Annotated in this window: 15 protein-coding genes; all 15 read right to left on the reverse strand. The window is 70.2% G+C overall.

The features are described from left to right. Positions 1 to 51: 51 nt before the first annotated feature. The 15 genes from whiG to rpsP all read right to left on the reverse strand — a co-directional run bounded on the left by whiG (position 52) and on the right by rpsP (position 11,939). Positions 52 to 888 carry an RNA polymerase sigma factor WhiG gene (whiG, locus tag A6A29_RS35145; RefSeq protein WP_073726834.1) on the reverse strand — a complete coding sequence of 279 codons (837 nt, stop codon included), beginning with the start codon at positions 886 to 888 and terminating at the stop codon, positions 52 to 54. 254 nt (positions 889 to 1,142) lie between these two features. After that, positions 1,143 to 2,255: a DNA-processing protein DprA gene (gene dprA, locus A6A29_RS35150; RefSeq protein ID WP_073727364.1), complete on the reverse strand. Its 1,113-nt coding sequence runs from the start codon at positions 2,253 to 2,255 to the stop codon at positions 1,143 to 1,145. Positions 2,256 to 2,473: 218 nt separating this feature from the next. Then, entirely contained in the window at positions 2,474 to 4,096 is a 1,623-nt protein-coding gene (locus A6A29_RS35155; RefSeq protein ID WP_073726836.1) for a YifB family Mg chelatase-like AAA ATPase, read from the reverse strand. After that, positions 4,096 to 4,455 (reverse strand): YraN family protein, encoded by a 360-nt coding sequence (locus A6A29_RS35160; protein ID WP_073726838.1) that lies wholly within the window; start codon positions 4,453 to 4,455, stop codon positions 4,096 to 4,098. Before A6A29_RS35160 ends, A6A29_RS35155 begins: the two co-directional genes overlap by 1 nt. Positions 4,456 to 4,573: 118 nt before the next feature. After that, positions 4,574 to 4,882, reverse strand: a complete 309-nt coding sequence (locus tag A6A29_RS35165; RefSeq protein ID WP_003965949.1) for a DUF2469 domain-containing protein — start codon at positions 4,880 to 4,882, stop codon at positions 4,574 to 4,576. A 63-nt stretch (positions 4,883 to 4,945) separates the two neighbouring features. Next, positions 4,946 to 5,488 (reverse strand): NUDIX hydrolase, encoded by a 543-nt coding sequence (locus tag A6A29_RS35170; protein WP_241838770.1) that lies wholly within the window; start codon positions 5,486 to 5,488, stop codon positions 4,946 to 4,948. A gap of 97 nt (positions 5,489 to 5,585) precedes the next feature. After that, positions 5,586 to 6,392, reverse strand: a complete 807-nt coding sequence (gene lepB, locus A6A29_RS35175) for a signal peptidase I (protein ID WP_073726841.1) — start codon at positions 6,390 to 6,392, stop codon at positions 5,586 to 5,588. A 50-nt stretch (positions 6,393 to 6,442) separates the two neighbouring features. Then, on the reverse strand, positions 6,443 to 7,336 hold the full coding sequence (gene lepB, locus A6A29_RS35180) for a signal peptidase I (protein ID WP_073726843.1): 894 nt from the start codon (positions 7,334 to 7,336) through the stop codon (positions 6,443 to 6,445). After that, on the reverse strand, positions 7,239 to 8,396 hold the full coding sequence (gene lepB / locus A6A29_RS35185) for a signal peptidase I (RefSeq protein WP_073727368.1): 1,158 nt from the start codon (positions 8,394 to 8,396) through the stop codon (positions 7,239 to 7,241). The genes lepB (A6A29_RS35180) and lepB (A6A29_RS35185) overlap by 98 nt, the downstream gene beginning before the upstream one ends. Next, positions 8,389 to 9,159, reverse strand: a complete 771-nt coding sequence (gene lepB / locus A6A29_RS35190; protein WP_073726845.1) for a signal peptidase I — start codon at positions 9,157 to 9,159, stop codon at positions 8,389 to 8,391. Before lepB (A6A29_RS35190) ends, lepB (A6A29_RS35185) begins: the two co-directional genes overlap by 8 nt. A gap of 45 nt (positions 9,160 to 9,204) precedes the next feature. Continuing rightward, positions 9,205 to 9,555 (reverse strand): 50S ribosomal protein L19, encoded by a 351-nt coding sequence (gene rplS, locus A6A29_RS35195; RefSeq protein WP_073726847.1) that lies wholly within the window; start codon positions 9,553 to 9,555, stop codon positions 9,205 to 9,207. A 129-nt stretch (positions 9,556 to 9,684) separates the two neighbouring features. Next, on the reverse strand, positions 9,685 to 10,506 hold the full coding sequence (gene trmD, locus A6A29_RS35200; protein ID WP_073726849.1) for a tRNA (guanosine(37)-N1)-methyltransferase TrmD: 822 nt from the start codon (positions 10,504 to 10,506) through the stop codon (positions 9,685 to 9,687). Then, positions 10,506 to 11,147 (reverse strand): ribosome maturation factor RimM, encoded by a 642-nt coding sequence (rimM, locus tag A6A29_RS35205; RefSeq protein WP_073726851.1) that lies wholly within the window; start codon positions 11,145 to 11,147, stop codon positions 10,506 to 10,508. The genes trmD and rimM overlap by 1 nt, the downstream gene beginning before the upstream one ends. A 109-nt stretch (positions 11,148 to 11,256) precedes the next feature. After that, complete coding sequence (locus A6A29_RS35210; protein ID WP_073726853.1) at positions 11,257 to 11,496, reverse strand: RNA-binding protein; 240 nt, start codon at positions 11,494 to 11,496, stop codon at positions 11,257 to 11,259. A 2-nt stretch (positions 11,497 to 11,498) separates the two neighbouring features. Further along, positions 11,499 to 11,939 (reverse strand): 30S ribosomal protein S16, encoded by a 441-nt coding sequence (gene rpsP / locus A6A29_RS35215; protein WP_073726855.1) that lies wholly within the window; start codon positions 11,937 to 11,939, stop codon positions 11,499 to 11,501. Positions 11,940 to 11,951 lie beyond the last annotated feature (12 nt).

Raw genomic sequence — 11,951 nt, forward strand, 5'->3', positions numbered from 1 at the left:
GTGTTCGAGGGAAGGGCGCAGCCTCCGTCGGGATGGCCGAACGGCGAGCGCTCAGCGTCCGGCGTCGGCCAGTTTCGCCCGGAGTTGCAGCACGGACTTGGTGTGGATCTGGCTGACCCGGCTCTCGGTGACGCCGAGGACATTGCCGATCTCGGCGAGGGTGAGGCCCTCGTAGTAGTAGAGGGTGACGACCGTCTTCTCCCGGTCGGGGAGCGTGTTGATGGCACGTGCGAGCAGCCGTCTGAGCTCACGGTCCTCGGCGACCTCCACCGGATTGTCGGCGGCGGTGTCCTCCAGCGTGTCCATCAGGCTCAGCCGGTCACCACCCTCGCCGCCGACGTGCAGCAACTCCTCCAGGGCCACCACGTTCGCCAGCGACAACTGGCTGAAAACCGCGTGCAGTTCCTCCAGGGCGATGCCCATCTCCAAGGCCACTTCGGCCTCCGAAGGCGTGCGCCGCAACTGGGCTTCCAGCGTGGCGTAGGCGCGTTCCACGTTCCGCGCCTTCTGTCGCACGGAGCGCGGGATCCAGTCCAGGGCCCGGAGTTCGTCGATCATCGCGCCGCGGATCCTGGTGATCGCGTATGTCTCGAACTTGATGGCCCGCTCGATGTCGAACTTCTCGATGGCGTCGATCAGCCCGAAGACCCCGGAGGAGACGAAGTCGGCCTGCTCGACGTTGGAGGGCAGTCCCACGCTGACCCGGCCCGCGACATATTTGACGAGCGGCGAGTAGTGGAGGATCAGCTGCTCCCGCAGGCGCTCGTCGCCGGTGGTCTTGTACGAACGCCACAACTCGTCGAGCGAGGAGGGGGCGGGAGGACGCACAGTGCCACGCGCAGCCGGTGGTACTGCCGCGCGGTCAGACCCGGAGGTGTGCTGGGGCATGTGGTGCCTTGAGCCGTTCTGCCGTGAAGTGCTGGGGGACGTTTGTGTGGGGCGGAATCCTTGTGAGCGTAGCGTGACTGAAGCGTCGCAGTGCGCGCAGGACAGAGGTTCGGTGCTGCGCGCTGACGTACCCGCGTTCCCGCCGCCGGACAGGACCGATGGCCGGGACCGTCTCCGCGCGCACCGGCCCCGGGAGCGCCGCTGGATTAGCTGCCGAGGTCATCGGCATTACCTTTTCACCCGAATGCCCCAGGTCAAGTACCGCCTCGCCGCGCGTCGGCGTTGCATGTCGGCCCACTGGTCAACCGCCATCCGTCGCCCTGACGTTCTACGAACCCCAGTGAGTGCAGTTCGTACAGTCGCCCGAGGGTTTCGTCGGCGGACGTTCCCGCGGCACGTGCCACGTCACGCACATCGGTGATGCCGTGGTAGGGAAGGGCGTCCAGGACCCTCGCGGTGACCGCGTCCAGCAGGTCCCTGGGCAGTACGGGGCCGCGCCTGGCCGGTGCGAGGTCGCCGATCTCCCCCACCAGTTCGGCCACTTCCGCCGCATCGGTGACCAGGACCGCTTCGCCGCGCAGCAGCTCATGGACTCCGGCGGACAGACCGCTGGTCGCCGGGCCCGGCACTCCCATGGTGAAGCGGCCGAGGCGCTGAGCGCTGCGGGCGGTGACGAGCGAACCGCTGCGGTACTCGGCCTCGACCACGACCGTCCCTCTGGTGAGCGCGGCGATCACCCTGTTCCGGAGGATGAACCTGCTGCGTGTGGGGTGGGCGGCGGGCGGCAACTCCCCGACGACCAGACCTTGTTCCGCCATGCGTCCGATCAACTCGGTGTGGCCTCGGGGATAGGCGACGTCGACCCCGCACGCCAGCACCGCCATCGTCGCCCCGCCCGCGGCCAGCGCACCGCGGTGGGCCGCCCCGTCCACCCCGAACGCGGCGCCCGACACCACGACCCAGCCACGCTCCGCGAGCCCCGCGCCGAGGCTTGCCGCCATGTGGGCGCCGTACGGTGTACAGGCCCTGGCGCCGACCACCGCGACCGAACGCAGGGCCCACAGGCGCAGGTCGGGACCCCCGCGCACCCAGAGTCCGATCGGCCGCGCGTCGCCCAGGTCGTCGAGTTGACCGGGCCATTCCTGGTCGCCCGGACAGAGAAAGCGCCCGCCCACCGCGGCCACGGCCGCCAGGTCCCGCTCGGGCTCGGCCGCCGCGGCACGCAGCCGATAGCCGCCCAGGCGCGTCGCGGTCATCCCCGGCAACTCCTCGGCCGAGCCGTCCCGGGCGGTGAGCCGCCGTATCAGCTCGACCGGCCCCGCCTCCCGCAGCCAGCGTCCGGCACGCTCGTCGCCCGGCTCCAGAATCCGTGTCAGCGCGACCCGCGCCAACCGCACTCGCTCCTCTCGCCCTTCCTGCCCCGGCCCCGCGCGCCCTGCCTCTTCCGCACCTTCCCCCTGCCCGGCCCACTCCATCCGCCCCACCCGACCCGCCTGTCCCACCCGACCTGCCTGTCCCGCCTGTCCCGCATCACCGTTCCCCGTCTCGTCGGCAGCCGCTCCCCCGTCCGCCCCCAGCTGCCGATTCACGATGCTCCGGCCCCCATCGCCACCCCGCGCTGGATGCCCGTCCGAAGCTCCAGGGCCACCGCGATGTCGGAGGCGTCCGGCCGGTCGGCGCCCCGCAGGTCCGCCACTGTCCACGCCACCCGCAGCACCCGGTCGAGGCCCCGGGCCGTGAGGATGCCGCGCTCCATGTCCCGCTCCGCCGCCATCAGCGCCCCCGGTGCCACGAGCAGCCGGGTCCGCAGTTCGTGTCCGGGCACTTCGCTGTTGGTGGTCCAGGGCGTACCAACCAACCGATCGGCGGCCCGTGCCCTGGCCTCCCGCACCCGGGCGGCGACCTCCGCCGTCGACTCGCCCCGGCCGCCGCGCCCCATCAGGTCGGCGCGGTCGACGGGCTCCACCTCGACGCGCAGGTCCACCCGGTCGAGCAGGGGCCCGGAGAGTCGTGCCTGGTAGCGGCGGACGGCTGAGGGCGGGCATTCGCAGCCGGCGCCACTGAGCGTGTGCCGGCCGCAGGGGCACGGGTTCGCGGCGAGCATCAGCAGGAATCTGGCGGGCAGCCGCACCACCCCGGCCGCCCGCGCGACCACGACATGGCCGGACTCCAGCGGCTGGCGCAACGCGTCGAGCACCTTCCCCGAAAATTCGGGCGCCTCATCCAGAAAGAGCACTCCGCGATGGGCCAGCGAGACGGCTCCCGGCCTCGGCAGCCCGTTGCCCCCGCCGACCAGCGACTGCATCGTCGCCGAGTGGTGGGGTGCGCAGTACGGCGCTCTGGCGACCAGAGGTTCACCCGGTGGGAGGATTCCCGCCACCGAGTGAATCGCCGTCACTTCGAGGGATTCTTTCCGGGTCAGCGGAGGCAGGATCGCCGGGAGGCGCTCGGCCAGCATCGTCTTTCCGGCCCCCGGCGGCCCGGAGAGCAGCAGATGATGTCCCCCCGCGGCGGCCACCTCCAGAGCCTTGCGGGGACGCGCCTGCCCCGCGACATCCGCCAGGTCGGGCCGATGGCCGTCCCCCTGCCCGCAGAGCGCGGCGAGGCCCGAGCCGACACCGGCGCCCGGTACCATCAGCCCGGCCAGCATCGCGTCCGGACGTCCCGGGTCATCGGCCGGCTCGTCCGGCACGGGCTCGTCGCCCAGCACCGCGATGAGCTGGCGCAGGCTCCGTACACCGAGGACCGAGACACCTGGTACAAGGGCCGCTTCCCCGGCGGTCTGCTCGGGGACGACCACATGGCGATATCCCGCCTCGGCGGCGGCGAGCACGGCGGGCAGCACGCCTCGGACCGGACGCACCCTGCCGTCCAGGCCGAGCTCACCGATCATCACCACATCCGCGATGGCACCGGGGGCGATCCTCTCGGCCGCACCGAGGACCGCGCACGCGACAGCGAGATCGAAACCCGAACCCCCTTTGGGTACGGATGCCGGGGAGAGCCCCACGGTGAGTTTCTTCTGCGGCCACTCCGCCCCCGAATTGACCACGGCGGCCCTGACCCGGTCCCGGCTCTCCACCAGGCTCTTGTCCGGCAGCCCTACCAGGGTGAACGCCGCCACTCCCGGCTCCAGGTCCGCCTGGACCTCCACCACCACACCCTCGACGCCGACCAGCGCCACCGAACAGGCTCGCGCGAATCCCATCAGGACACCCCGCGTACATGCTCGGTGACCGCCGCGCCCCGCCTCGGCACGAGCACTCCGACCAGGTCGATCCGGACCCCGCCGTCCGGTGGCCCGCCGTGACCGTCCAGCCAGATCTCCGCGAGCCGTCGCAGCCGGTCCGCCTTGGCCGGGGTGACGGCCGCCATGGGATGCTCGAAAACTCCGGACCTGCGGGTCTTCACCTCGCAGATGACCAGCGCGTCGCCGTCCCTGGCGACGATGTCGATCTCTCCGGCGCGACAGCGCCAGTTGCGCTCCAGCACGGCCATTCCGGCGTCGGCCAGCAGCCGTGCCGCCAGATCCTCGCCGTACCGCCCGAGTGCCCCCCGTGCGTTCATATCGGCACCACCTCCGGCACCGACTCTGACGTGTCCGGCCCGGACGTGTGGATCTTGGTGGACAACTCCGCGATTGTGGATAACCCGGTCACCCGTCAGGGCGACCGGGTCGCGCGGATCAGCCCCCCGGTAGTTCGAGATCGCTCTTGTTGAGCTCCTCGATGTTCACGTCCTTGAACGTCAGCACGCGGACCTGCTTGACGAATCTCGCGGGCCGGTACATGTCCCACACCCAGGCATCCGCCATGGATACTTCGAAGAAAACCTCACCCTGGACCGAGTGCACCTGCATCTCGTAGTCGTTGGTGAGGTAGAAGCGCCGTTCGGTCTCGATCACATATTTGAACAGACCGACGACATCGCGGTACTCCCGGTAGAGCTTCAGCTCCATCTCGGTCTCGTACTTCTCGAGGTCCTCGGCGCTCATGGCATGTTCCCCTTCAGCCGTGCGTCCCCCTATTGTGCGTCAGCCCCCGGCACCCCTGAACGATTAGACGATTTCGGGGGCCAGAAGCAGCGGAGCACGTGGAGGACCCTCGTCGAGGAGCGTGCGCAGCAGCTCGGCGAGTCTGGTCGGATACACCGTCTCACGCGCCGCGAGCAGTTCGGCGGAAGTCCACCACCTCAGACCGGCAACACTGCGCCGCTCCAGTTCGGTGAGGCCCTGGGGGGCGGTGGCGGTCTGCGCCGTACGGGCCAGGAAGTACCACTCGTCCTGGTTCCAGCGCCGCCCGTCGAACGGGAAGGAGCAGGTCCGCCGCCAGAGCACGGGTCCCAGCTCGATGTCCGTGATCCCGGTCTCCTCGGCGAGCTCGCGCCGCGCCGCCTGCTCCCGGGTCTCGTCGCCCTCCAGGCCGCCGCCGGGCGTGAACCACCAGGTGTCCGCCGGGTCGTCCGGCTCGTACCCGTGCATCAGCAGGATGCGGTCCTCAGGATCGAGGAGCACCACTCGGGCGACCCTGCGGACCTCGCCAGCCACCGACGGCCCACCGGACTCGGCAGCCACGGACGGCCCACCGGTCTCGGAAGACATCGGCATCCCACCGGTCTCGGCGGGCATCGGTGTCCCGCATTCCTCGCCAGCCACCGACGGCTCACCGCCCTCCGCGGCCCCCGGCGTCCCGTCGGTCTCAGCCGGCATCGGCGGCCGCCGATGTGCGCTGCTTCTCCCGGGCCGACCGGGCCGACTGGGCCGACCGGGCCGACCGGGAGGAGCGCGCGGCGATCGGTCCGTACGCGGCGCCGCCCAGAATGAGCACCAGGCCCACCACGACCGTCCCGAGCTGGAGCCGCAGAGGTCCGCTGGAGGACACCCCGCCGGGCAGCGCCGCGAAGGAGTCCGGCCGCCCGATCATGCCGTTCATCGGCCACGCCACCGCGTCGACCCGGGCCTCGACGGCGCTGCGGGGGACGGAACCCTGGCTCGCGTCGTCGAGGTGCACCCGGGAGTCCAGTGAACCGGCCCGTTCGTCACCGAGCAGGAAGAGCTGCCCCTTGGGCACTTCGGCCGTGAATCCCTGGGGCGAGGCCGGGGTCCGCGCCGCGGAACCGGCCGTCCCGTCGTACGCCCGCAGATACGGTTCCTCAATGGAGGTGCCGTTGATGGTGAGCCGACCGCCCTTGTCGCAGCAGGCCACCTTGTCGCCGCCGACACCGACGACCCGCTTCACCATCGGCACAGCACCCCAGGCCGCATCGGTGAACACGACCACGTCCCCGCGCCGCACATCAGCGCCGTCCACCCGCTCCGCGAGCACCCGGTCCCCGGAGTTCACCGTCGGCGCCATCGAATCGGTCGGCACCGTGTACGGCTTGTACACCACCGCTCCCCAGGCGAATCCGCCGAGGAAGAGCACACAGCCGACGGCCACGGCCAGACCCGACAACACATTGCCGAGCCGGCCCCGGCCGCCATCCGTACGTCCTGTTCCACTCATCCCAGCGCTCCCCCATCGGAGATCGACAATCGCTGATCCGAGTCGGCACCCTACCCGGCGGTACGCCCGCTGGTCAGCCTCTTGCGGCGCCACAGCACGAGGGGCAGTGCTCCGGCCACACCCAGTGCGGCGGGCGCCATGGCCGCCGCCTTGTTCAGCCCCGACTGGTCGAAGGTCCCCGGAACCGGGAGGGTCGCCCAGCGGTTGATGGGCCAGGCGACGACGACGGCACGGCCGACGACCTCGTCCGTGGAGACCGTGCCCTGGCCGGGAAGCTCCTGGTGATACCGGGAGTCCAGCGAGTTCTGACGGTGGTCGCCCATCACCCAGATCCGGCCCTCGGGCACATGGATCGGTCCGAACGGCTCGTCATTGCACGCGGTGTTCCCGGGGAAGATGAACGACTTCTCGTCCAGCGCCTTCCCGTTGACCGTCACCGGCCCGTTCTTCTTGCACTCCACCGTGTCGCCGCCGACCGCGATGACCCGCTTGATCAGGTCCTTCTCCTCGGCGGACGGCATCAGCCCGATGAAGCTGAGGAACTTCTGCACCGCGTTGGGGTCCGGCGTCGCCGTGTCCTCCAGCCAGCCGCCCGGGTCGTGGAAGACCACGACCTCGCCGCGCTCCGGCTCCGAGCCGAACCACGGGGTCAGCTTGTCGACCAGCACCCGGTCGCCCCGCTGCAGCGTGTTCTGCATGGAGTCCGAGGGGATCGAGAACGCCTGTACCAGGAAAGTCTTGATCACCAACGCCAGAACGAGCGCGATGCCGATGAGCAGCGGCAGTTCCTTCCAGAAGGAACGCGGCTTCTTCGGAGCCCTGCCGCCGCTGTCCGAGGAGTCGGAGTCACCCTCCGTCCGGCCCGCCGTCGCCTCCACAGGAGACCCCGCGTGCTCCGGCCGATCCTCGGGTTCGTCGTGTCCGGATCGTGCGCCGACCGCCAAATCCCCCACATCCACTCCTCAATACGTGCCACTGCCCACGCCCGGTTCGGTGCAGGCCCACCACTCCCATAACGAGCGGGAGTTCCGCAGGGGTCGGGAGCCGGACCATCGCGTATCGATCCTGGGGAGACAGACTATTCGACATGGCCGACACCGCCGTCGCCCCGGCGCGCGCGTCCGGGACCGACCCGAAGGTCGCGCGTTCCTCCAGCGTGCGCCAGTGACCGAACGGCCAGGCGATCACCACGGCCCGTCCCACGACCTCGTCCTCGGAAACGGTGCCCTTGTCCGGCTCGTCGAGATGGAAGCGCGAATCCGCGGAATTCGACCGGTGGTCCCCCATCACGAAGATCCGGCCGACCGGAACCTTTACCTCGAATTGGACAGTCGATGGCTCGTTGCCGGGGTACAGATAGGGCTCGTCCAGCGCGACACCGTTGACGGTGACCCGGCCGTCCTTGCCGCAGCACTTCACGGTGTCGCCGCCGACGGCCACCACGCGTTTGATGAGGTCCTGCTCGTCGTCGGACGGCAGCAGTCCGATGAAGGTCAGCAGCTCCATGACCTGTTTGACGCCGACGGGAGGGTCCTTCTCCTCGCCGCCCGCGTGCTCCTCGCCCAGCCAGCCGCCGGGGTCCTTGAAGACGACGACGTCGCCACGCTGCGGCTTCGACCCGAACCAGGGTGTCAGCTTGTCCACGAGCACGCGGTCGCCGATCCGGATGGTCTGCTCCATCGACCCGGACGGGATCACGAACGCCTGCACCAGGAAGGTCTTCAGCACCAGCGCGATGAGCAGCGCCACCACGATGAGTACGGGGATCTCTGTCACCGCCGACCTGCGCCGCCGCCGTCTGACCCTGCGCGCCAGTCTGCGGCGCTCCGCCCGTGTCGGGAGCGAGCGCGACACGGTGGGCCCGTCTCCGGCCGCCGGTCCGGCACCCGTCGACCCGGCGTCCGCCCGTCCGGCGTCCGTCCCTCCGGCATCCGTCCGTCCCGCTCCGGGCGACAGCGGACCCTCGGCGTCCGGTACGCCGCGCCTGCGCCCGCGGTTACCCATGGGCCCCGACGGGCGCCCGTACACCCCGGAAGGCGTCGGTGCCCGGCAGCGACCCCAGCCGGTTCAACGGCCAGCCCAGCCAGTCGACCCGACCGATCACCATGTCGACGGGGACCATGCCGCCGCCGGGCTGCCCCAGGTGGTCCCGGGAGTCGCGGGAACTGCCCCGGTGGTCCCCCATCATCCACAGCGTGCCCATGGGGACGACGATGTCGAAGGGCACCTGGGAAGGCACGTCCCCGGGGTACAGGTACTCCTCGTCCACCGGGTGGCCGTTCACCTCGACCCTCCCCTGCTTGTCGCAGCAGACCACGCGATCGCCCCCCACACCCACGACGCGCTTCACGAAGTCGGTCGCGGCGGGTTCGGCCAGCCCCAGCGACGAGGCCGCACCGCGCAGCAGCCCGGCGACGGCGTTCTTCTCGGGGCTCTCCTGGACGAAGGAGCCGGTCCCGTCGAACACCACCACGTCGCCGCGCTCCGGCACGGAGCCGAACCGGTACGCCAGCTTGTTGACGAGCACCCGGTCCCCGACCCGCAGGGTGGGCTCCATCGAGCCGCTGGGGATCAGGAAGGGCTGGATCACATAGGCGCTGAACAGCAGCAGGACGACCGTGCAGAGGGCTCCCAGCGCGGCTGCCCGCCGCCAGGACATCGACGGGACGGACCGGTCCTGGATACGCGAGAAGCGCGACCCCTCCTCCGGCCCTGTTCCGGGTCCGGAGGAACGATCGCGCTCCGTGTGCTGTGCTTCCGTGTCCATCGCGGCCGAAGCTTATCCGGCCGCGCTGTGGACGCGGGCGTCAGCTCAGTTGTCGCGCTTCTCCTTGATCTTCGCGGCCTTGCCGCGCAGGTCACGGAGGAAGTACAGCTTGGCGCGACGGACGTCACCGCGGGTGACGAGCTCGATCTTCTCGAAGATCGGGCTGTGCACCGGGAAGGTGCGCTCGACGCCGACGCTGAAGGAGACCTTGCGGACCGTGAAGGTCTCGCTGACGCCCGAGCCCTGGCGGCGGATGACAACACCCTTGAACTGCTGGATACGGGAGCGGTTGCCCTCGATCACGCGCACGTGGACGTTGACGGTGTCACCGGGGCGGAAGGACGGAACGTCCGTACGCAGGGAGGCGGCGTTGACGCCATCGAGCAGGGAAGTCATTTTGTCTGCTTTCTTCGCCGATGCCACAGGTCATCGACGGGAGTTCGTCAGGAGTTCGGAGTGCTGATCGCGTCGGGCGGGCGTCGTTCCCCCTGTGGCAGGGGCGCACACCGGACGTACAGCAGCTGCCTATTCTTCCACGGCCGGGGGCCTGCGCCAAAATCGGCCGCCGGGCTCCGGGGACCAGCCGAGGATGGAGAGGATCTCGCGGTCCTTCTTGTCGAAGCCGCTCGCCTCGCAGCGCTCGATGAGGTCGGGCCGGTTGAGCGCGGTGCGGGCGAATGCCTGGTCCCGCCGCCAGCGCGCGATCCTGCCGTGATGTCCGCTCAGCAGGACATCCGGAATGCCCCGGCCGCGCCACTCGGGCGGCTTGGTGTAGACGGGCCCCTCCAGCAGATCGGCCATGGCGCCCGGGGCGAAGGAGTCGTCGCGGTGCGATTCGGCGTTGCCCAGGACCCCCGGCAGCAGACGGGCCACGGCTTCCGTGATGACCAGCACGGCGGCTTCCCCGCCGGCCAGCACGTAGTCGCCGATGGACACCTCGATGACCGGTATCCGTGTGGCGTATTCGTCCATCACCCGGCGGTCGATGCCCTCGTAGCGGGCGGGTGTAAAGATCAGCCAGGGCCGCTCGGAGAGCTCGACGGCCAGTTCCTGGGTGAACGGCCGTCCGCTGGGCGTGGGCACCACGAGCAGCGGGGCGTGCGCGCCCGCCTCGTAGCCGTCCGCCAGCGCCTCGTCCAGGGCCTCGCCCCACGGCTCGGTCTTCATGACCATGCCGGGACCGCCGCCGTACGGGGTGTCGTCCACCGTGTTGTGCCGGTCGTACGTCCAGTCCCGCAGGTCATGGACCTGTACGTCGAGCCGGCCACGGGCGCGGGCCTTGCCGACCAGCGATACGTTCAGCGGTTCCAGGTACTCCGGGAAGATCGTGACGACATCGAGCCGCATTACGCGTCACCCTTCGGCACCGGGCCGGCACTGCCCGCCTCACCGGCGTCCGCCGGCCCGCCGTCGCCGGGGCCGTCCGCCGGGTCCGCACCGTCCGCCTCGTCGTCGCGCGAGGAGGCCACCACGGCCTCGTTCTCGTCGATGAGGCCCGGCGGCGGGGAGATGACCGCGCGCTGCTCCTCCAGGTCGATCTCGGTGACGATCTCCTCCACGAACGGGATCATCACCTCGCTGCCGTCCGGGCGCTCCACGATGAACAGGTCCTGCGAGGGCAGGTGGGTGATCTCGGTGATCCGGCCGATCTCAGTGCCGTCGGCGAGGACGACATCGAGGTCCATCAGCTGGTGGTCGTAGAACTCCTCGGGGTCCTCGGGAAGTTCCGCCGGATCCACTTCGGCGATCAGGAGCGTGTTGCGCAGGGCTTCGGCCCCCGTACGGTCGCGTACGCCCTCGAAGCGCAGCAGCAGCCTGCCGCTGTGCACCCGGCCGGTCTCGATCGTCAGCGGCCCCGTCGCGGCCGGGTCGGTGGCCAGGACGGCCCCGGGCCCGAGCCGCAGCTCCGGCTCGTCCGTTCGTACCTCGACGGTGACCTCGCCCTTGATGCCATGGGCGCGGCCGATCCGCGCAACTACCAACTGCACGCTGCTTCTCCGATTGATGGTGTACGGACGTACGAGTAGAGGGTGACGGACGACAAAGGCCGGGGACGGCTCGAAAGCCCTCCCCGGCCCTGGCCGGTGTTCAACTCTTTCAGTGAACCTGGTCCACATCGACGAGGTCGACACGGATACCACGACCACCGATGGCGCCCACGACGGTACGCAGAGCGCGAGCGGTGCGGCCGTTGCGGCCGATCACCTTGCCGAGGTCATCGGGGTGGACCCGAACCTCCAGCACGCGCCCACGGCGCAGGGTGCGCGAGGCCACCTGCACTTCGTCGGGGTTGTCGACGATGCCCTTCACGAGGTGCTCGAGAGCCTCCTCGAGCATGCTCAGGCCTCGGTCGACTCGGTGGACGCAGCAGCGTCAGCCGCCTCGTCCGCCTTCTTGTCGGACTTCTTGGCCTTCTGAGTGATGGCCTCACCCTTGGCCTCGTCGCCGTCCGAGGACAGCGCCTCGAAGAGGGCGCGCTTGTCAGCCTTGGGCTCCGGCTGCAGCAGCGGCGCGGGGGCCGGGAGGCCCTTGTGCGCCTGCCAGTCACCGGTGAGCTTCAGGATCGCGAGAACCGGCTCGGTCGGCTGGGCGCCGACGGACAGCCAGTACTGCGCACGCTCCGAGTTGACCTCGATGCGCGAGGGGTTCTGCACCGGGTGGTACAGGCCGATCTCCTCGATGGCCCTGCCGTCACGGCGGGTACGGGAGTCGGCGACGACGATGCGGTAGTGAGGCGAACGGATCTTGCCCAGACGCTTCAGCTTGATCTTGACTGCCACGGAAGTGGTGTC

This window comes from Streptomyces sp. TSRI0281, assembly GCF_001905125.1.
Lineage (GTDB): Bacteria > Actinomycetota > Actinomycetes > Streptomycetales > Streptomycetaceae > Streptomyces.